The 24,484-nt window shown below is 59.2% G+C and carries 24 protein-coding genes and 1 tRNA gene; 9 read left to right on the top strand and 16 right to left on the bottom strand.

Annotation, left to right across the window (positions count from 1 at the left end; genetic code table 11):
* Nucleotides 1-19: 19 nt before the first annotated feature.
* Nucleotides 20-2,404, bottom strand: a complete 2,385-nt coding sequence (locus AAY81_RS00670; RefSeq protein ID WP_240480599.1) for an ABC transporter permease — start codon at nt 2,402-2,404, stop codon at nt 20-22.
* 67 nt (nt 2,405-2,471) lie between these two features.
* Nucleotides 2,472-3,179, bottom strand: a complete 708-nt coding sequence (locus AAY81_RS00665; protein WP_066660125.1) for an ABC transporter ATP-binding protein — start codon at nt 3,177-3,179, stop codon at nt 2,472-2,474.
* Nucleotides 3,180-3,429: 250 nt separating this feature from the next.
* On the opposite strand from AAY81_RS00665, the gene AAY81_RS00660 reads away from it, so the two are divergent.
* Both AAY81_RS00660 and AAY81_RS00655 read left to right on the top strand, forming a co-directional pair.
* Nucleotides 3,430-4,386: a magnesium transporter CorA family protein gene (locus AAY81_RS00660; RefSeq protein ID WP_066660124.1), complete on the top strand. Its 957-nt coding sequence runs from the start codon at nt 3,430-3,432 to the stop codon at nt 4,384-4,386.
* A gap of 143 nt (nt 4,387-4,529) precedes the next feature.
* On the top strand, nt 4,530-5,063 hold the full coding sequence (locus AAY81_RS00655; RefSeq protein ID WP_066660123.1) for an adenine phosphoribosyltransferase: 534 nt from the start codon (nt 4,530-4,532) through the stop codon (nt 5,061-5,063).
* 89 nt (nt 5,064-5,152) lie between these two features.
* Here the strand turns inward: AAY81_RS00655 and AAY81_RS00650 are convergent, their stop codons facing one another.
* On the bottom strand, nt 5,153-6,052 hold the full coding sequence (locus tag AAY81_RS00650; protein ID WP_066660120.1) for a polysaccharide deacetylase family protein: 900 nt from the start codon (nt 6,050-6,052) through the stop codon (nt 5,153-5,155).
* A gap of 63 nt (nt 6,053-6,115) precedes the next feature.
* Here AAY81_RS00650 and AAY81_RS00645 point away from each other — a divergent pair, with 63 nt between their 5' ends.
* From AAY81_RS00645 to AAY81_RS00635, 3 genes are all read left to right on the top strand, one after another.
* On the top strand, nt 6,116-6,442 hold the full coding sequence (locus AAY81_RS00645; protein ID WP_066660116.1) for a hypothetical protein: 327 nt from the start codon (nt 6,116-6,118) through the stop codon (nt 6,440-6,442).
* Nucleotides 6,443-6,495: 53 nt separating this feature from the next.
* Complete coding sequence (locus tag AAY81_RS00640; RefSeq protein ID WP_066660111.1) at nt 6,496-10,218, top strand: phosphoribosylformylglycinamidine synthase; 3,723 nt, start codon at nt 6,496-6,498, stop codon at nt 10,216-10,218.
* Nucleotides 10,219-10,296: 78 nt separating this feature from the next.
* Nucleotides 10,297-10,953: an HAD family hydrolase gene (locus AAY81_RS00635; RefSeq protein ID WP_066660108.1), complete on the top strand. Its 657-nt coding sequence runs from the start codon at nt 10,297-10,299 to the stop codon at nt 10,951-10,953.
* A gap of 53 nt (nt 10,954-11,006) precedes the next feature.
* Here the strand turns inward: AAY81_RS00635 and AAY81_RS00630 are convergent, their stop codons facing one another.
* Together AAY81_RS00630 and AAY81_RS00625 are read right to left on the bottom strand one after the other, a co-directional pair.
* Nucleotides 11,007-13,007 (bottom strand): oxidoreductase, encoded by a 2,001-nt coding sequence (locus AAY81_RS00630; RefSeq protein ID WP_066660105.1) that lies wholly within the window; start codon nt 13,005-13,007, stop codon nt 11,007-11,009.
* A gap of 190 nt (nt 13,008-13,197) precedes the next feature.
* The gene (locus AAY81_RS00625; RefSeq protein ID WP_066660092.1) at nt 13,198-13,818 is read right to left on the bottom strand and encodes an MBL fold metallo-hydrolase; all 621 of its coding nucleotides are present in this window, start codon (nt 13,816-13,818) and stop codon (nt 13,198-13,200) included.
* Nucleotides 13,819-13,903: 85 nt separating this feature from the next.
* Here AAY81_RS00625 and AAY81_RS00620 point away from each other — a divergent pair, with 85 nt between their 5' ends.
* On the top strand, nt 13,904-14,467 hold the full coding sequence (locus tag AAY81_RS00620) for an LOG family protein (RefSeq protein ID WP_066660083.1): 564 nt from the start codon (nt 13,904-13,906) through the stop codon (nt 14,465-14,467).
* Here the strand turns inward: AAY81_RS00620 and AAY81_RS00615 are convergent.
* The 10 genes from AAY81_RS00615 to AAY81_RS00570 form a co-directional block, all read right to left on the bottom strand.
* Complete coding sequence (locus AAY81_RS00615; protein ID WP_066660080.1) at nt 14,464-15,528, bottom strand: prepilin peptidase; 1,065 nt, start codon at nt 15,526-15,528, stop codon at nt 14,464-14,466. The two genes, AAY81_RS00620 and AAY81_RS00615, sit on opposite strands and share 4 nt — an antisense overlap.
* Nucleotides 15,529-15,707: 179 nt before the next feature.
* Nucleotides 15,708-16,448, bottom strand: coding sequence for an energy-coupling factor transporter transmembrane component T family protein (locus tag AAY81_RS00610; protein ID WP_082867766.1), 741 nt, complete (start codon nt 16,446-16,448; stop codon nt 15,708-15,710).
* Nucleotides 16,449-16,552: 104 nt separating this feature from the next.
* Nucleotides 16,553-17,059, bottom strand: coding sequence for a 50S ribosomal protein L17 (rplQ, locus tag AAY81_RS00605; protein WP_066660072.1), 507 nt, complete (start codon nt 17,057-17,059; stop codon nt 16,553-16,555).
* 13 nt (nt 17,060-17,072) lie between these two features.
* A complete protein-coding gene (locus AAY81_RS00600; protein WP_066660070.1) occupies nt 17,073-18,023 on the bottom strand; it encodes a DNA-directed RNA polymerase subunit alpha in 951 nt (316 codons plus the stop codon).
* A 31-nt stretch (nt 18,024-18,054) separates the two neighbouring features.
* A complete protein-coding gene (rpsD, locus tag AAY81_RS00595) occupies nt 18,055-18,648 on the bottom strand; it encodes a 30S ribosomal protein S4 (protein ID WP_066660068.1) in 594 nt (197 codons plus the stop codon).
* Between the two features lie 17 nt (nt 18,649-18,665).
* Nucleotides 18,666-19,064 (bottom strand): 30S ribosomal protein S11, encoded by a 399-nt coding sequence (rpsK, locus tag AAY81_RS00590; protein WP_066660066.1) that lies wholly within the window; start codon nt 19,062-19,064, stop codon nt 18,666-18,668.
* A gap of 10 nt (nt 19,065-19,074) precedes the next feature.
* Nucleotides 19,075-19,443 carry a 30S ribosomal protein S13 gene (gene rpsM, locus AAY81_RS00585; RefSeq protein ID WP_066660064.1) on the bottom strand — a complete coding sequence of 123 codons (369 nt, stop codon included), beginning with the start codon at nt 19,441-19,443 and terminating at the stop codon, nt 19,075-19,077.
* 18 nt (nt 19,444-19,461) lie between these two features.
* Nucleotides 19,462-19,575, bottom strand: coding sequence for a 50S ribosomal protein L36 (gene rpmJ, locus AAY81_RS00580; RefSeq protein ID WP_006363204.1), 114 nt, complete (start codon nt 19,573-19,575; stop codon nt 19,462-19,464).
* Between the two features lie 126 nt (nt 19,576-19,701).
* Entirely contained in the window at nt 19,702-19,920 is a 219-nt protein-coding gene (gene infA / locus AAY81_RS00575; protein ID WP_066664696.1) for a translation initiation factor IF-1, read from the bottom strand.
* Nucleotides 19,921-20,172: 252 nt separating this feature from the next.
* The gene (locus tag AAY81_RS00570; RefSeq protein ID WP_066664694.1) at nt 20,173-20,733 is read right to left on the bottom strand and encodes a shikimate kinase; all 561 of its coding nucleotides are present in this window, start codon (nt 20,731-20,733) and stop codon (nt 20,173-20,175) included.
* Nucleotides 20,734-20,905: 172 nt separating this feature from the next.
* Between AAY81_RS00570 and AAY81_RS00565 the strand changes: the two genes are divergently transcribed.
* The 3 genes from AAY81_RS00565 (at nt 20,906) to AAY81_RS00555 (ending at nt 23,303) form a co-directional block, all read left to right on the top strand.
* Nucleotides 20,906-20,981: transfer RNA gene (locus AAY81_RS00565), tRNA-Lys, on the top strand.
* A gap of 133 nt (nt 20,982-21,114) precedes the next feature.
* The gene (locus AAY81_RS00560) at nt 21,115-22,365 is read left to right on the top strand and encodes a rhamnosyltransferase WsaF family glycosyltransferase (RefSeq protein ID WP_066660062.1); all 1,251 of its coding nucleotides are present in this window, start codon (nt 21,115-21,117) and stop codon (nt 22,363-22,365) included.
* Nucleotides 22,335-23,303, top strand: a complete 969-nt coding sequence (locus AAY81_RS00555; RefSeq protein ID WP_082867765.1) for a diacylglycerol/lipid kinase family protein — start codon at nt 22,335-22,337, stop codon at nt 23,301-23,303. The genes AAY81_RS00560 and AAY81_RS00555 overlap by 31 nt, the downstream gene beginning before the upstream one ends.
* Before the next feature lie 9 nt (nt 23,304-23,312).
* Here AAY81_RS00555 and AAY81_RS00550 read toward each other — a convergent pair whose 3' ends face one another.
* Complete coding sequence (locus tag AAY81_RS00550) at nt 23,313-24,482, bottom strand: double-cubane-cluster-containing anaerobic reductase (protein WP_066660058.1); 1,170 nt, start codon at nt 24,480-24,482, stop codon at nt 23,313-23,315.
* Nucleotides 24,483-24,484: the final 2 nt, after the last annotated feature.

Genomic DNA, 24,484 nt, shown 5'->3' with positions numbered 1-24,484 from the left:
CTTTTGCCCTGAAAACGGGCTATTCGGAAATCTTCATGGCCAATTCCAAAGGCACGCGCTTAACCCTACGCACATGCAGGAACGCCACGAACGCGTACGCCACCACGCCAACGACGAACAGCAAGACGTAATTGCTCGCAGGAATCACCAAGGGAAAATTGCCCGAATAGCTCATGAACACAACCTTCATGAGAACCGTAAGCATGCTCACGATAATGGGCATCGACACCACAAGCGAGCCCAGGACGACATACGTGATGGGGCGGATATAGAGCCCATTCACCTCGCGCGCCCGATAGCCAAACACCTTCATGTACGAAATGCTGCGGGCACTGCGGTCGATAACCGTTTTGGTGAGCAGATATACCAAGATGAGGTACACCGGCACCGCCACGGCCATCATCATCTGCATGATGCTGCCCATGGAGTCAACAAGCTGATCGGCGATCTTGTCCATCTCATCGGGCGTTATGACGCTCGCCACGAAGCGCTCGTCAATCTGAAGAGGTTCGTTGCTCGCATATGCATTGAAGTAGTCGGCGTCATTGCCAAAGAGCTGGTTGAAATCGTCGATGCTCATATAGAGGGACATGTCGGTTTCGCTCTCGGTGGCACTCGTGATGCACAAGTCGTACGCTTCGCCCTCGCGCGCATCGTACGCGCTTACGCTCTGCCCCACTTCGAGCTTCGTCTTCTCGGCAAGACCCTTGGTGGCCACGATCTTCCCATCGCCAATGTCCAAGCCCTGCCAATAAGCCGAATCAGGCTGGATGCCGTAGATGGTGACCTCTTCGCTCTCGCCGCCGAACGCACGCTCAATCTCGACCGTGGCCATGGCGAACTTCTCGACCTGGGCAATTGCCTCGCTGGAATTCTCGAGCGTATTCACAGGCGTGGCATCCTCGTCCACGGACATGGCGCGGATCATATCGCTGAAGTAGCCGTAATCGCCAAAGCCGTCGAGCGCATTGTCGCTGTACGCGATATCTTCCGCCGCAGCATACGCAGCACGATCGGAGCTCGTCCCCTGCAGCTCGAGCGGCGTCTTCAGCACGTACTCATATTGCGCGGCAACGTTGTCGCGCATCTGGCTGGCGTAATTCTGCACCACGGGCAACATGCACGTGCCGAACAGAAGAAGCAGGCTCGCGAACAAAATGCCCGCGAAGAGCGTAATGAAGTGCGAAAGGTTGCGAATGAGCACGCGCAGGCGGAATCGCGTAGGATACGTCAGCCCATCCGGCAGGTGCAGGCTATGGCGACGCGACTTGTGCGCCACTTCGCGCCTTAGGAACTGCAAGGGCGTATTTCCCAGCTTCCGCATCAGGCCAAACAACGTAATGCCCGAAAGGAGCAGGAACGGCACGATTGTCGTGAGGAAGACGATGCGCCAGCTCCAGATAAGGTGATATGGCGGCAAGCTGTAGCTGTTGTAGTACAGCCCCGCCATGGGCTCTTCCATGACGGTGATACCCAGCACGAGCCCCAACGAACACGCAACGAAACCGCAGATAACGGGCAGAGCAAGATAATGGCGGAGCAACTCGCCCTTGCGCCATCCGCTTGCCAGCAGCGTGCCGATAACCGCACTTTCCGCTTCAATGGTGGCACCCGTGAGCACCACGAACACGAACGCCATGATGACCACCAAGATGATAACGAGCACCATCCACATAACCTGGTCGTGAGCGGCATCGTCGGTGGCGTAGCCAATACCCTGGTTGTCCTCGTAGTCGATGAAGTCAGAAAGCGTCTCGCCATCACTCGAGAGCGTCTTCATCATCTCCTCCTCGATGTCCACGCGCGTGGGCTTATCGAGGGAGCGATCGTTCATCACGAACGAGTAGTTGAACGTCTGCCCCGCCGACCCAATGGCCTCGTAGGCTTCAGGCGTCACCTGAGCAACGCTAAACGTGATGGCGTTGAAGATGAAGTTCGAGTTCTTCTCGAAGAGGGCCTGGTAATCGGGCAGCGTCATGATGCCGCTGATTACGAACTCCTGCCCGTTCACCGTGACCGAATCACCCACGGAAAGATCGTGATTGGCGCAGAACACGCGATCAAGCGCGATTTCGTTCGCCTGAGTGGGCTCGCACCCCTGTGCATACGATGCCAAGTTCACCTGGGTACGATTCTGATATAGGCGCACGGTCAAGTCGGTGAGCTGGCCCGAAGCCGTCTCGGGAAGCGACAACGGCACATTGTTGTAAAAGTCCTGGTACACCGTGCACCCTAGGGCCTCCACATCGGCAATGGAATCTTCGTCGGCCTGGAAATCGACAACGAAGTGCCCATCCTCAATTACGTACGCATCGCGCATGCCATCGCCAATGACAACGATGCTGTTGGCGGCCATCATGAAGCCCGACGTAAACGCCACGGCAAACATCATCATCAGGAACATGCCCAGGTATTTGCCTATGTTGTTTCGAAGCTCGCGGGGAAACCTCTTATGCAGTGGGTTGCGCATGCTACCACTCCAGCTGCATGGCGGGAAGCACATGCTCATTCACGGAATCCTCCGCCATCACGCCATCGCGCAGACGCAGCACGCGATGCGCCATATGGCGAATGGCGTCATTATGCGTAACGATGACGATCGTGCAGCCATATTGCTGGTTCACTTCTTCCATGAGCTGCAGGATTTCCTTGCTCGTCTTGTAGTCAAGCGCGCCGGTGGGCTCGTCGCACAAAAGCAAACCCGGGTTCTTCACCAATGCGCGACCGATTGCGCAACGCTGCTGCTGCCCACCTGAAATCTGATGCGGAAACTTATGACGATGCTCGTACAGCCCCAGCGATTCCAGCAGCGGCTTCATAGGCAGGGGGTTCTTCGAGAGATACGCGCAAACCTCGATGTTTTCCTGAACGGTAAGGTCGGGGACAAGGTTGTAGAACTGAAAGACGAAGCCAAGCTCCTTGCGGCGATACTCCACGAGCTTCTTGTCGGGAAGCGTCGCGATGTTGGTGCCGTTCACCACAATGGAACCGCTATCAGCGGGTTCCAAGCCGCCCACCATGTTCAAGAAGGTCGATTTGCCCGAACCGCTGGGCCCCAGCAGCACGCATATTTCGCCGCGCTCGAGCTGTACGTCGATACCGCGCAGCACCTGCAGGAGCGCCTCCCCTTCCCCGTAGTGCTTTTTCAGATTCCGAATGTCCAAATACGCCTGAGCCACGCTGTGGCCTCCTATAATTAGCCATGCCTAACCGTTTTCCGTACATCATACGCGAAGAGGGCGCTCCACGGAGTCGCATATTTGCCCCAACGGCAATCTCCACAGCCGCGACATCGGCAAACAGGCGCACGAACAGGGGCGACAACGCTGTCGGCATGCCAGGCGCCCCGCACGCACCCGTCAGGCCGCACCGCGTTGCCGCGCTCATGTATAATCGGTGCGTCCAGAAACCAGGCGAAAGGAGTGCACGGTGATCGAGTGTTTCCTCACCGATGAAACGGGTACGCACGCCATCGAAGAACCCGAAGCCGGTTGCTGGGTAAACGTCACCTCCCCCACGGCCGAAGATCGCGCCTGGCTGGAAGAGGAACTGGGCGTCATCGACGAATTCGTGAAGTCGGCCCTCGACGACGAAGAGACTTCGCACGTCGACTACGACGAGGACACGGGCCAGACGCTCGTCATCATCGACTGCCCCTTCATCGAAGACGCAGCGGAAGCCGAAGACCCCCTCATGACGCAGTACGACACGCATCCGCTTACGGTGCTGTTCCTACGCGCGCAAGACATGATCGTCACCATCAGCTTGAAGGAGAACCCCACGCTGAGCCTGTTCGCCGTGGGCAAGGTTGCCGATTTCAACACGCATCAGCGCACGCGCTTTCTGCTGCAGATCTTCTCGAACACCGTGCAGCGCTACCTGCGCTACCTGCGCAGCATCAACCGCCAGTTCACCAAGAACGAAAAGATCCTGCACCAAACCATGCGCAACAGCGAACTCGTGAAAATGCTGGGCTTGGAAAAATCGCTCGTGTACTTCAGCACCTCGCTACGTGGCGACGAAACCACGCTCTCGCGCATCCAATCGGGCCGCGTCGTGCGCCTATATGAAGACGACAAGGACCTGCTCGACGACGTGTTCATCGAGATTCGCCAGGCCATCGAGATGTGCACGGTGTACAGCAGCATTCTGAACGGCACCATGGACACGTTTTCGAGCGTCATAAGCAACAACCTGAACCTGGTCATGCGAACGCTCACCATCGTGACCATCGTGCTGGCCATACCCACCATCATCTTCAGCTTCTACGGCATGAACGTAGAGGGCCTGCCCCTTACCAACACATGCCTTCTGCCCCTGGGGCTCGCCGTAGTGGGCATGGCGGGAGCCATTTTGTACTTCCGCACGAACAACCTATTCAAATAGACGCATCGACCCAGCAAACCACCTTATGGCGCAGCCGCCAGCACGAACGTACAATGAACTCGTGCGCACTTTGCGCATCTGCCTGCCTTGCGGGTGAAAACGTGCGAAAATAGCCGCGGATTATTATCGCAGGAAGGACCATCATGGCCGCATACGACTTCAACGACAAGATCGTCAGCATCCCCGATTACCCGCAACCGGGCGTCATCTTCAAGGACATCACCACGCTCCTGCGCGACGCCGAAGGGTTTCAGCGCGCCGTGGACGAGCTATCCAACCACTTCATCAACCAGGGCATTACCAAGGTCGTAGGCGCCGAGGCGCGCGGTTTCATCATCGCCGCTCCCGTTGCATACAAGCTGAACGCTGGCCTGGTCCCCATGCGCAAGCCCGGCAAGCTGCCGCGCGAAGTCTACTCGCAGGAATACGGCCTGGAATACGGTTCCGATGAACTGCAGGTGCACACCGACGCCATCACGAAGGACGACCGCGTGCTGCTAGTCGACGACCTTATTGCCACGGGCGGCACGGCCGTAGCCCAGGCAAAGCTGCTCTCCAAGTTTGGCGCTACCCTCGTGGGCATGGCCTTCCTCATGGAGCTTGACTACCTGAACCCGCGCAAGGTCGTACGTGAAGCCACCGACTGCGACATCTTCTCGCTCGTTCACGTAAGCTAGCGCCCAGCCGCAAACCCTAACGCAACAATGCCCCGCTTGCCGCACAGCATGGCAAGCGGGGCATTTTCATGCGCTCGCAAAGGGAAGCGCTAGTTGTTTACGCCATGATGGCTGGCCAGAGCGCTGCGGTCGATGGCCTTGAACGTATAGCCCAGCGACTGGTAGTGCTCGATGATGGTGGGGAGCGCCTCCACCGTGGCCTCATGCCCCGCAGAATCGTGCATGAGCAGCACGATATTCGTGTAATCGTCGCCATCGCACGCGGCTTCGGCGAGCTCTTCGGCAGTATGGCCCGAAGCACCATCACCACAGCTGATGTTCCAGTCGAAGTACTGGTAGCCCCTATCCTGCACGTCGTTTACGAGCTCGCTCATAATGCCCTTCGTGTATTCCGCGGAAATGGCATTGGACGAGCCTCCTGGGAAGCGAATGAAACACGGCACGTAGCCAATCTGCTCCTTCACCAAAGCCCCCACAGCATCCAAATCGTCGAAGTACGCGCTTTCCGACGCATAGACGGTTGCGTAGTCGTGCGAATAGGTATGCAGGCCAATGGTGTTGCCCTGCTCGTAGGCCTTCTTGATCATGTAGGCGTAATCGGGCTTGATGCCCGTAACGAAGAAGGTCGCCTTTACGTTGTACTTATTCAGGATATCGAGCACCTTCTGGGTGTTCTCGGAAGGGCCATCGTCGAAGGTGAGCCAAATGGTCTTGGTTCCGTCAGTCTTCGTACGCCATTCGGTGTTGGCGTTCGGATCGACGGCAAATTCCTGAGCGCGCGTATCGTCTTGCGCATTATAAGTGGGCTCGGAAGAGGCCTGATTGCCCGCAACGGAAGAAGCGCCGGAATCGGACACGCCCGCCGTAGCCACGGCATCCACATCGTCCTGCGAAGAGGCAGTGGACGACGAGGCGCACCCAACGAGCGCGCAGACGGCAAGCATTGCCACGGCAAACCATGTAGCCCATTTGCACGTACGGTTCTTCACGATTCTTCCCCCAGTTCCTTGTCGTAGAATGTTTTCATCGTACTCCACATAGATTGGTTCAACATGGCAGAACAGAAGAATCGTCAATCCGCCGAGCAGGAAAAGAACCCATTTGCGCTCCGTCGCAACCTGTTTGCAGCGGCAACTCTCGCGGCATTCATCGCCTACTTCATCGTGCCCGACCAGCTCGCGAAGACGATCATCATGGTCGTCGCGCTCATCCTGGTCATGGCAGTCACGTACTTCCAGCAAAAGCATCGCTCCTGGATGGTTGCGCGCCGCAACCCCGCGGCATACGACTCCGACGGCCGCTACCACAAGGAATGGGAAAACCTCACTCAGGAAGACATCGACCGCGAGTGGGAAAAGCTAAAAGCGAAGAACAACTAGTTGCGCATCACGCGCGTACGTTTGCCCAACGAAACCACAACGAAAGGCTCCACATGGTTTCACGTATCTACGTCGAGAAAAAACCCGGCTTCGATGTGGAAGCGCAGCAGCTTCTGCACGAGCTTCAGGACATCTTGGGGGTCAGCGGCCTGAGTGGCCTGCGCCTCGTGAACCGCTACGATGTCGAGGGTGCGGCGGAAGACCTGTTCGAATCCTGCATCCCCACCGTATTCAGCGAGCCCCAGAGCGACGTCGTCTATCGCTCCCTGCACGATGAATGCACGGACGCCGCAGCCGTATTCGCCGTGGAATTCCTGCCTGGCCAGTTCGACCAGCGCGCAAACAGCGCCAGCGAATGCATTCAGCTCATCAGCCAGGGCGAGCGCCTTGCGGTCCGCAGCGCCAAGGTATACCTGCTGGAAGGCTCGCTTTCCCAGGCCGACATCGACCGCATCAAGGGCTACGTCATCAACCCCGTGGAAGCGCGCGAAGCCTCGCTCGATACCGTGGAAACGCTCGCAGGCAACTACCCCGAGCCTGGCCCCGTGGAAGTGCTCGACGGCTTCCTGGAAATGAGCGAGGAAGAGCTTTCCGCGTTCATCGCCGACCGCGGCCTGGCCATGGACCTCGCCGACATCGCCTTCTGCCAGGAATACTTCCGCGAAGAGGGCCGCTGCCCCACCATCACGGAAATCAAGATGATCGACACCTACTGGAGCGACCACTGCCGTCACACCACGTTCGGCACGCAGCTCGACGAAGTGCAGATCGACGACGAAACGGTCCGCCAGGCATTCAACCGTTACTTGGAAATGCGCGAGGAGCTCGGCCGCACCGAAAAGCCCATCTGCCTCATGGACATGGGCACCATCGGCGCAAAGTACCTGAAGGCCAAGGGCGTCCTTACCGGCCTCGACGAGAGCGAGGAAATCAACGCCTGCACCGTGAAGGTGAAGGTCGACGTGAACGGCGTCGACGAAGACTGGCTCTTCCTGTTCAAGAACGAAACGCATAACCACCCCACCGAAATCGAACCCTTCGGCGGGGCTGCCACCTGCGTGGGCGGCGCCATCCGCGACCCACTTTCGGGCCGCAGCTACGTCTACCAGGCAATGCGCGTAACGGGTGCCGCGAACCCGCTGGCTCCCGTTTCCGAAACGCTGCCCGGCAAGCTGCCGCAGCGCAAGATTGTCACCACGGCTGCCGCGGGCTATTCCAGCTATGGCAACCAGATTGGCCTGGCCACGGGCCAGGTAGACGAGATCTACCATCCGGGGTACATGGCGAAGCGCATGGAAATCGGCGCCGTTGTCGCCGCCACGCCCGCCAACCACGTACGCCGCGAGACGCCCGCCCCGGGCGACGTCATCGTGCTGCTCGGCGGCCGCACCGGCCGTGACGGCATCGGCGGCGCAACGGGTTCCTCCAAGGCCCACAACACGCAGTCGCTGGAAAAGGACGGCGCGGAAGTGCAGAAGGGCAACGCGCCCGTCGAGCGCAAGCTGCAGCGCCTGTTCCGCCGCGGCGATGCCTGCCGCCTCATCAAGCGCTGCAATGACTTCGGCGCAGGTGGCGTGAGCGTTGCCATCGGCGAACTGGCCGACGGCCTGCATGTGAACCTGAACGCAGTTCCGAAGAAGTACGACGGCCTCGACGGCACCGAGCTTGCCATTTCCGAAAGCCAGGAGCGTATGGCCGTGGCTCTGGACGCTTCCGACGTGCAGGAATTCCTGGCCTACGCCAAGGAGGAAAACCTGGAGGCCACGCCCGTCGCCACCGTTACCGCCGACGCCCGCGTGCGCATCGACTGGAATGGCAAGGCCATCGTGGACGTAAGCCGCGAGTTCCTGGCCAGCAATGGCGCACCCAAGCACCAGACCGCGCATCTGTGCGCTGGCAACACGTACGCCCCCAGCTGGGAAGGCGACACCCTGGCCGAGCGCATGACCTCGCTCGTTACCGACCTGAACGTCTGCGGCAAGAAGGGCCTGGTAGAGCGCTTCGATAGCACCATCGGCGCGGCAACCGCCCTCATGCCCTTTGGCGGTGCGCGCCAGCTCACGCCTGCCATGGCCATGGCAGCCAAGCTCCCCGTGTTCGGCGAGACCCATACCGTCAGCGGCATGGCCTGGGGCTTCAACCCCTTCATCATGGAAGCGAACCAGTTCACGGGCGCGTACCTTTCCGTGGTGGAAAGCGTGGCCAAATTCGTGGCCGCCGGCTTCCAGCGCGCGAATGCCTATCTGTCATTCCAGGAATACTTCGAGAAGCTGCGCACCAGCCCGGAACGCTGGGGCAAGCCCGCGCAGGCCGTACTGGGCGCCCTGATGGCCCAGGTCGACCTGGGCGTTGGCTCCATTGGCGGCAAGGACTCCATGAGCGGCAGCTTCGAAGACATCGACGTGCCGCCCACGCTGGTAAGCTTCTGCACGGGCTGTGGCAAGGAAGATCGCATCACCAGCCCCGAATTCAAGGGCGCTGGTCACCGCGTCATCGAGATTCGCCCCGCCTATCAAGAAGACAACCTCACGCCCGACGTGGAAGACCTGCTCGCGGCATTCGACATGGTGGAAGAGCTCATTGGCTCCAAGGCCGCACTGGCCGTTTCCACGCCCGGCTACGGCTGCGCCGCCGAAGCACTCTTCAAGATGTGCCTGGGCAACGGCATCGGCCTTGCGCTGAACGACAACGAAGAGCGCGGCGACCTGTTCGCACCTGCGTACGGTTCGTTTTACGTAGAGCTTGCCGATAACGCCGAGATTCCCGCTGCTACGGGCAGCCTGTACGTGGGCGAAGTGGGCGCCACCACGGAAGCCTACGAGTTCAGCGCAGCAGGTGAGGTCATCTCGCTCGCTAAGCTGCAGGAAGCCTGGGAAGGCAAGCTCGAGCCGGTGTTCCCCTACCGCAACCAGGAAGGCACCGTCGAGGCCGTGACCAGCGACAACCACACGCCGCTCGTATTCAACGGCACCATCGCAAAGCCGCGCGTGATCATTCCCGTATTCCCGGGCACGAACTGCGAATACGACACCGCAGCTGCCTTCGAGCGCGCGGGCGCCGAAGCCACCACGCTCATCATCAACAACCTCACGCCTGCCGCCGTCGCGGAAAGCACGAAGGCGCTCGTGGAGGGCATCAAGAACAGCCAGATCATCATGATCCCCGGCGGCTTCTCGGGCGGCGACGAACCCGACGGCTCCGCCAAGTTCATCACGGCATTCTTCCGCTCGCCCGCCGTCACCGAAGCGGTACGCGACCTGCTGCAAAACCGCGATGGCCTGATGCTGGGCATTTGCAACGGCTTCCAGGCGCTCGTGAAGCTGGGCCTGGTGCCTTACGGCGACATTCGCCCCATGGACGACACCTGCCCCACCCTCACGTTCAATAGCGTGGGCCGTCACCAGAGCCGCATCGTGCGCACGCGCGTGGCCAGCAACCTTTCGCCCTGGCTTTCCGAATGCGAAGTGGGCGACATCCACACCATGCCCATCAGCAACGGCGAAGGCCGCTTCGTCATCTCGCCCGAACTGTACGCACAGCTGGCCGCAGCCGGCCAGATTGCCACGCAGTACGTGGACGAAAACGGCAACCCCAGCATGAACTGGGCAGCCAATCCCAGCGGTTCGGCATACGCCATCGAAGGCATCACCAGCCCCGACGGTCGCGTCTTCGGCAAGATGGGCCACACCGAGCGCAGCGGCGCAGGCCTGTACCAGAACATTCCGAGCCAGAGCTTCCAACCCATCATCGAAAGCGGCGTCGCCTACTTCAAATAGGCCAACGCCTCACGCGCCCTCCCACGCCAGGGAGGGCGCTTCTTTTTACCCACACGCCCACTTATCAGGAGCATCCCCATGACCGACATCTTCACCGGCACCCGCGGATTCATCTTCGATTGCGACGGAACGCTCCTCGATTCCATGCAAGCATGGAACGAGGCCGAAGACGCCCTGCAGCGCATGGCGAACGCCCCCGTGAGCCCCGAAGACGCCACGAGCATCCACGCGCTGCCCATCGAGGAGAGCGCCGCGTTGTGGCATGAGAAATACGGCGTCGGCGAAAGCACCGAAGACGTCCTCGCCATCGAGGACAACGTGCTCCTTTCGTTCTACCGCGAGCGCGTCGAGGTGCTGCCCGGCGTGCGCGCCATGCTCGAACGCGCCCAGGAACAGGGCATTCCCTGCTGCGTGGTTACCAGCAGCCCGAAGCGCTACGTGCAGGCGGGGCTCGAGCGCTGGGGACTCGCCTCGTTCTTCGCCGAGATCTGCACTACCGACGAGCTGGGCATGACCAAGGAAGAAACCGCCATCTACGAGCACGCCATGGCGACCATGGGCTCCACTCCGGAAACAACCTGGGGCTTCGATGATGCGGTCTACGCCGTGAACACCATGACGCGTGCGGGCATCCGCACGGTGGGCGCCTTCGACCCCAACAACACCTCGCATCCCTTCGAAGACCTGCAGGCCGCGGCTACCGTAGCCGTGCATAGCCTGGAAGAGCTGCTCTAACGCAAAGGCGGCGAGCCGAAGCCCGCCGCCATCCATTCGCTATAGCGCACGTCTTAGAGGAACTGATGCCGCTGCAACACGCTGATGATGTCGCGGCCTTCCATGGTGCCGTGAATGATCTGACGTGCACGTTTGCTGTCGCCAATGTTGTACAAGACCACGTTGGTCCCCGCAAACGCCTCTTGTAGCGCAGCAAGGACAGGGTTGTTCGAACGCATGCCCAGCGCCACAAAACCATAGTCGAAGGGCACGACCATCTTTTCGCCCTCGAGGGTTTCCACCACGAACTCGTCGTCGCGCACTTCCTGAAGCGCCGTGCGCGTCATCTGCTTGACGTTGTATTTCGCCAGCTTGTTCGCCGTGTCACTCTTGGTTACCGGGTCGAGGCCCGCGCCAATTGCAGGAGAGCGTTCGATGATGGTAACCTCTGCGCCACGCGGGGCAAACAGGCTCATGATATCCAAGCCCGTCGCGCCGCCGCCAATGATGGCCACCTTCATGCCCGTCATATCCTGCGGATACCCATTGATGCGCTCGATCATCTTCAGCGCCGTGGCCACACGCGTACCATGCTTGTCTACGCGATACTTCAGTCCCGTAATGGGAGGCAACGTGGGATTAGAACCCGTGGAATTCACCACGATGTCAGGGTTCAAGCTGCGCACGAAATCGACCGTAGCCGGCTTGCCCGTAAAGATGAACAGGTTATGCAGCTTCTTCGCGCGGGTTATTAGGTAGCGCGGGAAGTCCATGATGCGGTCCTTCTCGGGGATGCGGGAAATGGTGGCCGCCAAACCGCCCAGCTCGTCCTTCTCCTCAATGAGGAACGTGGTGCAACCCACTTCAGCTGCCGTGCAAGCGGCTTCCAGGCCCGTCGTGCCGCCACCTATGACCACCACGTTGCAGGGCTTCTTCACCTGCATCTCGCGATAGGCGTCATCGTGGAACAAGTCGGGGTTCACTGTGCAGCGCATGGGCTGATTCAAGCCAATGCGATGGCCTGCGCAGCCAATGTTGCACGAAATGCACGTGCGAATATCCTCGATGCGCCCATCTTCCACCTTGTTCACCCAATACGGGTCGGCAATAAGGCCACGGCCCATGCCAATGAGGTCAGCATCGCCGCGCGCCAGGATGTCCTCTGCCACCTGGGGCTTGCGAATGTTGCCCATGGTAATGCACGGCTTGCCATAGGCATCCTTCAACGCACGGGCCATATACGCACGCCATCCATCGGGCTTGTAGTCGATATCGATTTGCAGCTGGATGGCACCCGCCAGGCCAGCAGACACGTCGAATACGTCCACTTCCTCCTGGAAGTACTGCAGGTACTCGATGCAGTCCTCCAGCGTATTGCCGCCTTCCATGAGCTCATCGGCCGAAAGACGGATGAAGATCGGGAAGAAGGGCCCCACCTGGGCACGCACTTCCTGCACGACCTCGGTCACGATGCGAGCGCGATTTTCGGGACTGCCGCCGTATTCATCTTCGCGATGATTGGTAAGAGGCGAAAGGAACTGTGAGAGCAGATAGCTATGCCCAGCGTGAATCTCCACGGCATCGAACCCGCACGCCTGGGCGCGCTTCGCCGCCTCGCCGAACTTCTTCACCACATGCTTGATTTCCTCAACCGTCATGGGGCGTGGAACCTCGCCACCCGCCTTGCTGGGGATATCGGATGCGGAAATGGGCTGACAGCCAATACGACGTTCCATAGTGGCAGCACCAGCATGGTTGATCTGCACCGCAATGCAGGCGCCGTGACGATGCACTGCCTCGCACAGCTCGTACAGGCGCGGCATGAACGTATCGCGGTCGATGCGCAGCTGCGTGGTTCCATTACTGCCCTGCGGGTAGTCGATATCCACGTTTTCCAAGATGATGATGCCCGTGCCACCCTTGGCACGCTGCTCGTAGTAGGCGATATGCTCCTCGGAAAGCTCGCCGGAGCACTTGGCGAAGTTCGTTCCCATGGGCGCCATGACGATGCGGTTCTTGGCTGTCATATGCCGTACGGTGAAGGGCTCGAAAATGTGCGGATACGCTGCTTGCATAGGCCTCTCCCTGCGCTCTGCCTGCATGATGCCGCCCGCCTATGGGGCGGTCCGCACAAAGTATACGGCGGGCATATACACCCGCCGCTGATGCGTTACCGACGCCTATGGCAAATTGAATGAATCGAAGGCTATAGCACGCAAAAGAAAAATAGAACAACGAACGGCAAGTATGCCGCAGCGCGACGCCCTACAAATCGAGTTCCTGCCCCGGGTGCAAGATAATGCGCCCCTCCGCATGAAACGCCTGGGCCTTGCCCTCGTCGAAGAGCGTTTCGGGCGTGGGCTCACCGCTCATGGGAACCAAATGCACGGGCATGCTGTGACGCGCACCCACCAAAGCCGCGCACGCGCTGGCTTCTTCCACGCTCATGTTGTAGAAGCCATCGCCCGGGAACACGGCGTAGTCGAGAGCCATGGCAGCCAGCTTCCCCGAACGCATGTCATCGGTAGTGCTGGTGTCGCCGGAAGCGTAAAAGCGCAGCCCATCGAAGGAAAGCACCAAGCCCACGCACTCGTCTACCGGGTGATTCTCGTTGCATGCCTGAACGGGCTGGATATGCACGCCGCATACGTCGAACGTACGGTATTCGCCAGGAGCGGGCTGAAAATCGGCAGCACGCAGGACGCGGCAACCCGGAGCATGGGGCATCCGATCGACCTGGTTGTGGTCGAAGTGCTCGTGCGTGACCAAAACGAGACTCGCAGGCACATCGTAGCCCTCGCCCGCAAACGGATCGACGTACACCAACGTGCCATCTTCAAGCGTGAAACGATAGGACCCATGACCCTGATAGAGCATTTTCGCCATATGAGCTCCTCCCGATGCGTGCAACTTTTGCACAAAATTATACAATGGGGAAACGCACGCACGCGAAGCCTTCTGGAAGGACATCATGAACATCTGCGTTTTCTGCGGCTCGAACGCCAACGCCGGCGAGCCCTACGTATCCAGCGCTATCAGCCTTGGCACCGAAATGGGTCGCCGCGGTCATACCCTCGTGTTCGGAGGCTTCGAAACGGGCCTCATGAGCTCCGTCGCACATGCGACCGCACAGGCCGGGGGACACGTTCTGGGCGTCATCACCACCGACATCCCCTACCTCAACGCGCGCCCCGTATTCCCCTGCGATACGCTGCTGAAAGCACATAACCTTTCCGACCGCAAAGACATGATGTTCGAGCATTCCGACGCCTTCATTGCACTCCCCGGATCAGTGGGAACGCTGGACGAGATATTCAGTGCCCTTGCGGAACAGAAGGTGAAAGACGGGCATGCGCCCAAGCCCACGGGCATCTACAACGTGCAGGGCTATTACGATGCGCTTGGCGTGCTCTTCGACCAGATGTTACTCGCCAAGTTCATGGACCCGGAGGATCGCAACCTGTTCAGGATTTGCGACACAGCTCCGGCCACGCTCGATTACGTAGAGCAAGCCGTGCTTTGCGCCACCAACTAGAGCAATTCCAGATACCACTGCGTAACGGGACCACCTACCATCATGGTGATCCAACACGCCAACGCAATGGAGGGGCCAAAGGGGAACACGCGCGAGACGCCCTTGGATGCCGGCACGCGTTCTTCCTCTAGGAAGGGCCATTCGTCCTCCACGGGGCCCTGCGAAGCCTCGTCTGCGCAGTTAGAAACGGACGACTTGCCTTCCGCCTGATCGATGCGATAGATATCATCGCTAAACCCCGCACGGTTCTGCGTAGCGAGCGCGAACAGGATGCCCAACACGCATGCGATCACGATGAGGAAGAGGCACTGGCGAGCGCCAAAGTAAAAGCCCGCCACGGCAAACAGCTTCATATCGCCCCCGCCTATCGAAGAGCGCCCCAGGAACTTGTCCATGGCCAGCGCCAGCACGACCACGGCCACGCCGATGATTACCGCACCCAAAAGCGATGTCCGCAGCATATCCAAGACGACGATGGAGGCATCGGCCGTGGGATCCCAAAAGGGCTTGTCATCGAATCCAAGCGCCTGGGCATCCATGAGCACGATGCCATGCGCAGCAGGGTCGGCGAACACGGCCTGCACGGGAACGTGCACCACGAGGGCAAGCCATGCAAAGACGATGAATAGCACGCGAATGACGATGGCGGCCACAATCGTCTGGTTTGGAATATACGATTCGTCCAGGTCGGTAAGGGAGAGCACCATAAGCACACTGGCAAACCCAACCATCTGAAGCGCCTCGAGGGTAAGACCGTAGCAAATGACAATGGACACATACAGCGCAGCACATGCGAATTCGCTAGCAGGATATCGCGCGGAAAGGCGCGCATGGCAGTAGCGACAGCGACCTCGCAGCGCCGTCCAGCTAACGATGGGCACCAAGTCGTTCGCGAAAAGCACATGCCCACACGTATCGCAATGGGAACGCCCTGCAAGCACGGGTTCATTGCGCATCAGGCGCCATGCCACGCGCCCCAGGAAGCTGCCCATTGCAAGCCCCAAAACGGCAGCCAGCAAAATAGCGCAGCCGACATATATGCCAGGCAGAGTAAGAAGCACCCGGTCCCTCTCGCATCGTTGTGAAGTTGAGTTGACGCGCACCCCTACGCGTCCGTTTTCTTCACTATATACTCACAATTCGCGACTGTCACGCGCCTAAGACAGATGCGAAACGATATCCCATCCAGGGAAAACGCTCGAAGACGCGCCTGCGACCAGGCATTTCGAAGTTTTGCAGTCTAAAGAAGAATTGCGCAGGCAACAAGCGCCGCGGCAACAGCCAGCATGCCTATGGCGGGCCCAACGCCCAGTGCGCACTCACGTAGGCGTGAGGGAATGCGCTGAAACCCGTAGCAGCGCGCATCCATGGATACGGCCAATCGATCGGCACGTCGATACAGCCCTACGAACAACGGCGTGAATGCACCGCCCCACGCCTTTGCGCGGGTGGCAATGCCTCCGCTTGCAAAGCGCGCCCCACGAGACGCTTGAGCAGCCCTAATACCCTGGAATTCGTCGATGATAATGGGGATGAATCGCAACGCTATGCCCGAAACGGCGGCGATATCGCGTACGGGTACGCCCACATGGGTCAGAGGACGAAGCATGCTCTCGATGGCCTGGGAAATATCACTAGCAGTAGTCGTCGCCGTAAGCACGAAAGAAGCCGCCAGGATGAGCACGATACGCGTTACGTAGAAGAGACCGACAAGGATGCCAGCCCCACCCAGCGCACTTGAAAGCAACGTGAGCGCCAGGATAAGCCACAGTGGAAGAAGCTGCCGCGCAAGCGCCAGAACGCGCATGCGCCCCACGGCAAGGCACGCTACGGCTACGACCGCATACGCGCCCATCCCCCACCACGTATCAACAAAGAAGACCGCAATGGAATACACGAGCACAACCGTGATCTTCACGCGCGCATCAAGCGCGTGAAGGGGCGTAGTGCCTGGTTGATATGTAGCGGCGTTAAGGGACATGCGCCCAGTATGGCACGCGCCGTTGGCAACATGGGGAACAACGGCGCGTGCAACAAAAAAAGACCCGCCGAAGCGGGTCTTTCAATGCGCTTAGAGCGAGTAGGCTATTCAGCCTTCTCCTCGGCAGACTCGGTAGCCTCTTCAGCGACTTCCTCGACAGCCTGCTCGGCCTTTTCCTCAGCCACTTCTTCCTTCTTGGGAGCAGCAGCCTTCTTGGCAGCCTTGGCCGGCTTTTCGGCCTTCTTGGCCACGGGCTCGGTAACGAGCTCCATGATCACCATGGGAGCGTTGTCACCCTTGCGGGGGCCAAGCTTCATGATGCGGGTGTAACCACCCTGGCGGTCCTGGAACTGACCCTGAGCAACCTTCTCGAAGACCTCGCGGACGAGCTCCTTGTCGCCCAGAGCGGCGATAGCCAGACGACGAGCGTGCAGGTCGCCACGCTTCGCCCAGGTGATGATCTTGTCAACATCGGGACGGATTTCCTTGGCGCGAGCCTCGATCGTCTTGATGCGGTCGTTCGTGAACAGCGCGACAACCAGGCTCTTCTTCATGGCCTTGGTATGCGCGGCATCGGTGCCGAGCTTGCGACCCTTCTTGTAGTGTCTCATGTTCTCGATTCTCCTATTGCTTCAAATTGAGGCCCATGGAAATGAGCTTGTCTTTCACTTCTTCGATAGACTTGGCGCCGAAGTTGCGAATGTTGAGCAGGTCGTTTTCGGAATATTCGACCAGCTGACGCACCGCATGGATGCCAGCGCGCTTCAGGCAGTTGTAGGAGCGGACGGAGAGGTCCAGATCCTCAATCTGCTTGTCGAGCTCGGCATTCGTTTCTTCGCCTTCCGGAGCGAAGATGGAGGGCACTTCGCCTTCCTCTTCCTCGTCGGTCTCGTTCAGGGAAAGGAATGCTCCCATGTACTGGTTGATGATGTTAGCCGCCTGGCATACTGCATCAACCGGCGAAATCGAACCGTCGGTTTCGACTTCCAGAACCAGCTTGTCGTAATCGGTGCTCTGGCCAACACGCGTGTCGGTAACATTCAGAGCGCAACGACGCACAGGGGAGAAGAGCGAATCGACATGGATGATACCGATGGGATCCTCGGTACGCTTGTTGCGGTCGGCCACAACGTAGCCGCGACCAACGCCAATGCGAACCGTCATGTCCAGCTGACCGCCGTCGGCAACCGTCGCGATGACGTGCTCGGGGTTCACCAGCGTGAACTCCGTGGGCACTTCCAGGTCGGCACCGGTAACGGTGCAGGGACCCTCGACGGAAATGCGAGCGGTAGCCTCGGTGGCGTCCTCGGCGAAGGCGCTGAAGACCAGCCCCTTCACGTTGAGGACGATGTCGGTAATGTCTTCGATTACGCCTTCAGCGGTGGTGAACTCATGCTGAACACCATCGATCTGAATAGCCGTAGCAGCAGCACCGTCGAGCGAATTCAGCAAGACGCGACGCATGGAGTTACCTAGCGTGTAGCCATAACCACGCTCAAGCGGTTCGACCACGAAACGAGCAACGGTATCGCTGACTTCTTCCGTAGTGATTGTAGGCCTCATGAACTCTGTCATATTGTGTAAGCCTCCTTAAAAGCCGCGTAGATTACTTGGAGTAAAGTTCGACGATGAGCTGTTCGTTGATGTCCAAATCGATCTGATCGCGGGTGGGAAGGTTCAGTACGCTACCCTGCAGCTTCTCGATGTCAACCTCGAGCCAAGCGGGCACCTGAACGCGCTCGTTGGAGACGAGAGCGCTCTTGATGACCAGGAGTTCCTTGGCCTTGGGGGCAACGGCAACGAGATCGCCGGGACGCACGCGGTAGCTGGGGATGTCGACGCGACGGCCGTTCACGGTGATGTGACCGTGCGTTACAGCCTGGCGAGCTTCCTTACGCGTACGGGCAAAGCCCAGACGGAAGACGATGTTGTCCAGACGGCTTTCCAGGATAGCCATGAGGTTCTCACCCGTGATGCCGGGCATGCTCTTGGCGCGACGGAAGTAACCGCGGAACTGCTTTTCGAGAACGCCATAGATGAACTTGGCCTTCTGCTTTTCACGGAGCTGCATGCCGTATTCGGATTCCTTGCGGCGGCGCTTCGGCTGGCGCTTGGATTCCTTGCCGGAATAGCCCAGCACGACAGGGTCGATACCCAGCTGCCTGCAACGCTTCAGAACCGGAGTCCTGTTCACTGCCATAATCATAATCCTTTCAGTTAAACGCGACGACGCTTGCGCTGACGGCAACCGTTGTGCGGAATCGGGGTGCAATCCTGAATGCTGGAGACTTCCAGACCCGCAGCCTGAAGGGAGCGGATAGCGGTCTCGCGGCCGGAACCAGGACCCTTAACGAACACGGAAACCTTCTTCAGGCCGTGCTCCATAGCGGTCTTGGCAGCAGCCTCTGCAGCCATCTGAGCGGCGAACGGCGTGGACTTACGAGAGCCCTTGAAGCCGACCGTGCCAGCAGACTGCCAGGAAATCACATTGCCCTGAGGATCGGTGATGCTGACAATCGTGTTGTTGAACGTAGATTTGATATGCGCGGCGCCAACGGTGATGTTCTTACGCTCGGAGCGCTTGATGCGTGCGCGCACGTTTTTCTTCTGAGCCACTTAGTTACACCTACTTCTTCTTGCCGCCGATTTGCTTGCGAGGACCCTTGCGGGTACGAGCGTTCGTGTGGGTGCGCTGACCGCGAACGGGCAGGCCACGACGATGACGCAGGCCACGGTAGCAACCGATTTCCATGAGGCGCTTTACATTCTGGGAAACTTCGCGGTGCAGGTCGCCCTCTACCGTGAGGTTTGCGTTGATGTAATCGCGAATCTTCGCCAGATCGTCTTCGCCCAGATCCTTCACGCGGATATCGGGGTCAACGCCGGTTTCGGCGAGGATCTTCTTGGACGTGGTGAGTCCAATGCCGTAGATGTAGGTCAAGCCGACTTCAATGCGCTTGTCGCGAGGGAGGTCGACACCAACAAGACGTGCCATGTTCTTCTTCCTCTTTCTCTAGCCCTGACGCTGCTTATGGCGCGGATTCTCGCAGATAACGAGGACCTTGCCATGGCGTCGGATGATCTTGCACTTGTCGCACATTTTCTTGACCGAAGGACGTACCTTCATATCAAACTTCCTTTCGGTATGTGTTCCACATGTATGTTCACACCCAGCCGCAGGTGATGGTTGTCCAACTGAGCATGCAGCGGCTTGCATGCGCGCTTTGCCCGAACCGCTTACGCGGCGAGGGACTTACTTGAAACGATACGTGATGCGACCGCGTTCGAGGTCGTAGACAGAAAGCTCGACCGTTACCTTGTCGCCCGGCAGAATCTTGATGTAATGCATGCGCATCTTGCCGGAAATGTGAGCCAAGATAGTGTGGCCGTTTTCCAGCTCTACCTTGAACATTGCGTTCGGCAGAGCCTCCGTTACGGTGCCCTCAAGTTCGATGACGTCTTCTTTGCTCAAAGGTTCCTCCATACGAGCGTTGTCTTGCACGGCGAAAGGGGAGGTTGCCAAAGCCGCTGCAAAAAGCTTTAGGCGCACAATGCGCCCAAGTTTCGCGCGTATGTAAATCGCGCGAACGGGCGGTCGAACGGCGCCCAGCACTATGCAGCGGAATTGGGGGAGAAGCGCTTACCCAGTGAACATCCGCCTTCCGTAATACGAGGGCACGCTTGCGCGCGCCTCGAATCGCTTCAGACAAACACTATAGCGCGTTTAGCACTCCTCTATCAAAACTCCATTATCGATGAGGATTTGCTTCACTTCGGCGCAAATGTCCTGAACCGTGCGGCCCGTGGTGTTCACGTAGGCGTCGGCTGCGGCCTCGTAGAGCGGCTCGCGCTCGAGCACCGTGCGACGCGCAGTTTCAATGTCCTTGAACAGGGGGCGCGAATCGGTATTGGGGATACGGCTCGATGCTTCGTCGGCGGTAACGCCCAAGTAAATGATAAAGCCGTACTTCTTCATGATGTCGACGTTGCAGGCGCGCTTCACCACGCCACCACCCGTGCCGATGAAGCGCGGGCTGCGCTGCGAGAGGTCTTCCAAGTACTCCGTTTCCAGGTCGCGGAAGTAGTCTTCCCCATCTTCAGCGAAGATGTCGGCGATGACGCGATCTTCCAGGAGCTCGAGGTATTCGTCGGCGTCGATGGAGGGAAGGCCCAGCGTGGTGGCCAGGTAGCCCGAAACGGTGGTCTTGCCGGCACCCATGAAGCCGACGAAATACACCTGCTTGGACAGGTCGTAACCGCCCGCATGATGTCGCTTCACAGCCATGGTGTGCCCTTCCTCGAACTGCGGCATGCGCCCTTTGGCACTCCAGCCGCCTAAAGTAAATTGGGTGCATTGTAGCGTACGCAAGCCCATTAACCAACCCCGTGGACAAGAAATGAATGGATTGACCAAACGTAGGGCCATCGGTAAAATGCAACATTGCGCTTAGCGCCGTGGGCCGTTAGCTCAGTTGGTAGAGCAGAGGACTTTTAATCCTAAGGTCGTGGGTTCGAGTCCCACACGGCCCACCATGACGCATCAACTCCCAACTGGGAGTTTTTTCTTTTTCGGGCGCCTTTCAACACCGCCCCCTCAGAACCATCCCATTCTCACGTATTCCAACGTATATACTGTGAACGCTAAAGAACCGTATGAGGGGACGAAATGAACATCCACTGGATCATACCCACGCGCGTAGGCCCCGGCTCGGGCGGAACGCGCACGATTGCCCAAGTTGCAGAGGAGTTGGGAAAGAACAACTCCGTCACCATCTCCGTGGCAAACGAAGCCTACGAACCCGAAGAGGTTCAGGGGGTTCTGCGCGACTCATACGGCATGCAAAACGCAATTGTCGTAGCCAAGGAAGACATCCCCTCATCGCTTGACGTCGTAGTCGCTACCGCCTGGAACACCGTCAGCGAGGCCCTGAACACGCCAGCTCGCGCGCGAGCATACTTCGTTCAGGACTTCGAGCCCTGGTTCATGCCCATGGGATACGACCAGATACAAGCACGACTCACCTATTCGCAGGACCTCCGCATGGTCACCATTGGCCGCTGGCTGCCCGTAAAGCTGCAGCAAGAGGCCAACGGCAAGGCGGAGCCCTTCGATTTCTGCGTAGACAGCTCCATTTACCACCGACTAGATTCCACGCGCGAACGAGCAATCTGCGTAGTGCTGCAGCCCGAAAAGCCTCGTAGATGCCACGAATTGCTTCTGCAAGCACTGCGCATCGTAAAGCACCACGACCCGAGCATTCATATCTACTCGTACGGAAGCGGCGTTCCGCTCGACGATGTGGAAACTGCCGACGCCATCGACACCCAGCTTGGCCTGCTGCCCGTCAAAGAGCTTGCAAGCCTGTACAATCGCTGCGGCGTTGGCGTGTGCTGCAGCTCTTCCAACCCGTCGCGCATCCCGTTCGAAATGATGGCATGCGGCTTGCCGGTTGTTGACCTGCACATGGAGAACAACCTGTACGACTTGCCCTCAGATGCCACGTCGCTCGCCTACCCCGACCCCGCCTCCATGGCGGAAGCCATTCTTGGGCTCTTCGCCGACGACAACAAGCGTCAGCGCATGTCCGAAGCCGGCTTCGCATTCATGGCGGAACGCACGATCGAACGCGAGAAGGCAATGGCAGCCGAACTCATCGAGAAGATCGGAAGCGGAGCCTTTGCCGCGCAAAGCACGCAGGAAAAGAAATACCTCGTCGAAGGCGTACGCGCATCCAGCGAGCTGTACCGCGAGGCCACGATCGTCACAAAGCTGCACGAACAGGCCGTGCGCGAGCGTCTTGAGGCAAGGCAGAGCGAGGAAGCGCGCATCGCGGAAGCAGCGGCCGCAGGAACGAGCGATTCACCTGCAACGTTTGGCATTCGCCGATGCATCAGGCATTTCTTGAAGAAGGGATAAATCCGAAGCGCGCTGTAAAGCACCCTTCCGCTACAATAGTCGCCATGCAAAATATCCTGCTCATAGCAAATCCCGCCGCACAAAGCGGACGTGCAGCCAACGCAGCGCGCGACGCAGGGGCAATGCTGCACGCTGCAACGGGCGCAAACGTACGCTTGGAGACAACGCAGCGTTCGCACCATGCGGAAACGCTCGCACAAGAAGCCGCACATTACGACGCGGTGGTCACGCTGGGAGGCGACGGGGTCGTCCATGAAACCATCAACGGCCTCATGCGCCTGCCTGAAGAGCTGCGGCCCGCGCTGGGCGTTATTCCCGCTGGCACGGGCAACGACTATGCACGCTCGCTGGACATGCCCAAAAACCCCGCGCGCGCCATCGAGCGCATTGCGCGCAACGAGGCACGCTGGGTCGATTTGGGCCAGGTAAACAACACCTACTTCATGGAGACGCTCTCGTTTGGTCTCGACGCTGCCATCGCCATCGAGACGGTGGAACGTCGCAAGCATACGAACAAAAGCGGTACGGCCCTCTACGCGGAATGCGGATTCAATCAGATAGCCCACCATCTTGACGCACATGCTTGGACGGCATCGTTCGACGGCGGCGTGCCCGTGAGCAGCTCATCGATTACCTTTGCCGTGCAGGTGGGCCCCTATTATGGTGGCGGCTTCCGCATCTGCCCCGACGCAAGCATCGATAATGGGCGCTTCGACGTATGCATCGCGCATCCCCCGCTGGGCAGGGCAAAGGCGGCATTTATATTCGTGCGCGCCAAAAACGGGAAGCACACCGGATTCCAGTGCATGGAAATGCGTACGTGCAAGAAGCTGCACGTCGAATTCGAAGTAACGCCACCCGCCCAGATGGACGGCGAGCAAATCGTAGCGCGCGTCTACGACGTAAGCATACTCCCCCACGCGCTCCGCGTGCTGTAAGGCAAATCCCTACAGCATCTCGATGAAAGCCGCCAAGCGCGTTTCAAGCTGGCCCATGTCGGCTTCCGAATAATCCACTTCGACCTTCATGTACGGCACGCCAGCGTCTTCCACGGCGCGCTGCATGAGCGTGCTCTCGATATTGAACGTATGGCAAGCGGTGAGGATGACATCGATTACGCCATCTACCTGGTATGCGTCCAGCTGACGGCACGTGTGCTCCATGCGCCCGTTATTCGGCGTCATGACGGAGCAGTTGATGTCCAGGTAGCGGTCGGCGATGGCATCCAGGATATCGGGCGCGTCTGGGTCGATCTCCATGCAGGTCGTGCGTTCGCCCGAGCAATCGTCCAGGCATACGATCACGCCGCCGTTGCGCTCGATGGTGCGGCCGACCTTGTTGATGAGGCCACCCGACGGACAGCCCGTGAGCAGGATGCGCTTCGCACCAGGGGCAATTCCTTCGGGCGCAAAACCTGCTTCGGCGCGCTTCTGGGCGTCTTCCACCAGGCCCTCCAGCTTCTGAGCATATTCCTCGATATCGAAGCTGAACGAGCCCGCGGCAAGCGTACTCATGACCTCAACGCCGCCCAGAGGCGCGGGTACATGACGCTGCACCTGGAATAGGGCCGTCTGCGCACGGCGCAGCCTGTTGCGACGACGCACGGCAGCGCGCAAATCGTCGTCCGTAATGGTGATGCCGAAGATGCGCTCGAGCTCTTCCTTGAAGTAGCGCACCTCGGCGCGCCACTGCTCGGCTTCCAGCTCGCGCGTACGACCAGCGGGCAAATGCAGCACGTGAACTGGCTTCATATCAGCCAGAAGCTCGTACATCTTCTTCTTGCCATCGCAGGTGGTTTCGCCCACGATGAGGTCGGAAAAGTACGTAAAGGGGCACTTGTCGGCCAGGGCAAACCCGAACGTCGACTTGATGAGCGGGCACAAGTTCGACGGCAGCACCGTCTCGGCAATGGAGACCGTTTCGTTCGACGTGCCACACAGGCCCACGGCAGCCGCTCCAGCTGCGTCGATGACCTCAAGCGGCGTATACGAGCACAGGTAGCCAACCAAGCGACCGCCTGCTTCCTTAAAATCCTTCACGCGCAAAAACGAAGCCTTGCGCTGCTCATTGTATTCTTCGAACGTCTTGGGCAATACCGCCTGCTGCACCTGACCCATGA

The organism is Denitrobacterium detoxificans, from assembly GCF_001643775.1.
Classification (GTDB): domain Bacteria; phylum Actinomycetota; class Coriobacteriia; order Coriobacteriales; family Eggerthellaceae; genus Denitrobacterium; species Denitrobacterium detoxificans.
The sequence above is the reverse complement of the archived record's forward strand: the minus strand, read 5'-3'. Positions and strand labels throughout refer to the sequence as shown.

What these genes read in the sequence shown, in the direction of transcription:
- AAY81_RS00670 (WP_240480599.1), bottom strand. Translation starts at nt 2,404, where the DNA reads ATGTTCCTGATGATGATGTTTGCCGTGGCGTTTACGTCGGGCTTCATG.
- AAY81_RS00655 (WP_066660123.1), top strand. Translation starts at nt 4,530, where the DNA reads ATGGCCGCATACGACTTCAACGACAAGATCGTCAGCATCCCCGATTAC.
- AAY81_RS00645 (WP_066660116.1), top strand. Translation starts at nt 6,116, where the DNA reads ATGGCAGAACAGAAGAATCGTCAATCCGCCGAGCAGGAAAAGAACCCA.
- AAY81_RS00640 (WP_066660111.1), top strand. Translation starts at nt 6,496, where the DNA reads ATGGTTTCACGTATCTACGTCGAGAAAAAACCCGGCTTCGATGTGGAA.
- AAY81_RS00635 (WP_066660108.1), top strand. Translation starts at nt 10,297, where the DNA reads ATGACCGACATCTTCACCGGCACCCGCGGATTCATCTTCGATTGCGAC.
- AAY81_RS00630 (WP_066660105.1), bottom strand. Translation starts at nt 13,007, where the DNA reads ATGCAAGCAGCGTATCCGCACATTTTCGAGCCCTTCACCGTACGGCAT.
- AAY81_RS00625 (WP_066660092.1), bottom strand. Translation starts at nt 13,818, where the DNA reads ATGGCGAAAATGCTCTATCAGGGTCATGGGTCCTATCGTTTCACGCTT.
- AAY81_RS00620 (WP_066660083.1), top strand. Translation starts at nt 13,904, where the DNA reads ATGAACATCTGCGTTTTCTGCGGCTCGAACGCCAACGCCGGCGAGCCC.
- AAY81_RS00610 (WP_082867766.1), bottom strand. Translation starts at nt 16,448, where the DNA reads ATGTCCCTTAACGCCGCTACATATCAACCAGGCACTACGCCCCTTCAC.
- rplQ (WP_066660072.1), bottom strand. Translation starts at nt 17,059, where the DNA reads ATGAGACACTACAAGAAGGGTCGCAAGCTCGGCACCGATGCCGCGCAT.
- AAY81_RS00600 (WP_066660070.1), bottom strand. Translation starts at nt 18,023, where the DNA reads ATGACAGAGTTCATGAGGCCTACAATCACTACGGAAGAAGTCAGCGAT.
- rpsD (WP_066660068.1), bottom strand. Translation starts at nt 18,648, where the DNA reads ATGGCAGTGAACAGGACTCCGGTTCTGAAGCGTTGCAGGCAGCTGGGT.
- rpsM (WP_066660064.1), bottom strand. Translation starts at nt 19,443, where the DNA reads ATGGCACGTCTTGTTGGTGTCGACCTCCCTCGCGACAAGCGCATTGAA.
- rpmJ (WP_006363204.1), bottom strand. Translation starts at nt 19,575, where the DNA reads ATGAAGGTACGTCCTTCGGTCAAGAAAATGTGCGACAAGTGCAAGATC.
- AAY81_RS00570 (WP_066664694.1), bottom strand. Translation starts at nt 20,733, where the DNA reads ATGGCTGTGAAGCGACATCATGCGGGCGGTTACGACCTGTCCAAGCAG.
- AAY81_RS00560 (WP_066660062.1), top strand. Translation starts at nt 21,115, where the DNA reads ATGAACATCCACTGGATCATACCCACGCGCGTAGGCCCCGGCTCGGGC.
- AAY81_RS00555 (WP_082867765.1), top strand. Translation starts at nt 22,335, where the DNA reads ATGCATCAGGCATTTCTTGAAGAAGGGATAAATCCGAAGCGCGCTGTA.
- AAY81_RS00550 (WP_066660058.1), bottom strand. Translation starts at nt 24,482, where the DNA reads ATGGGTCAGGTGCAGCAGGCGGTATTGCCCAAGACGTTCGAAGAATAC.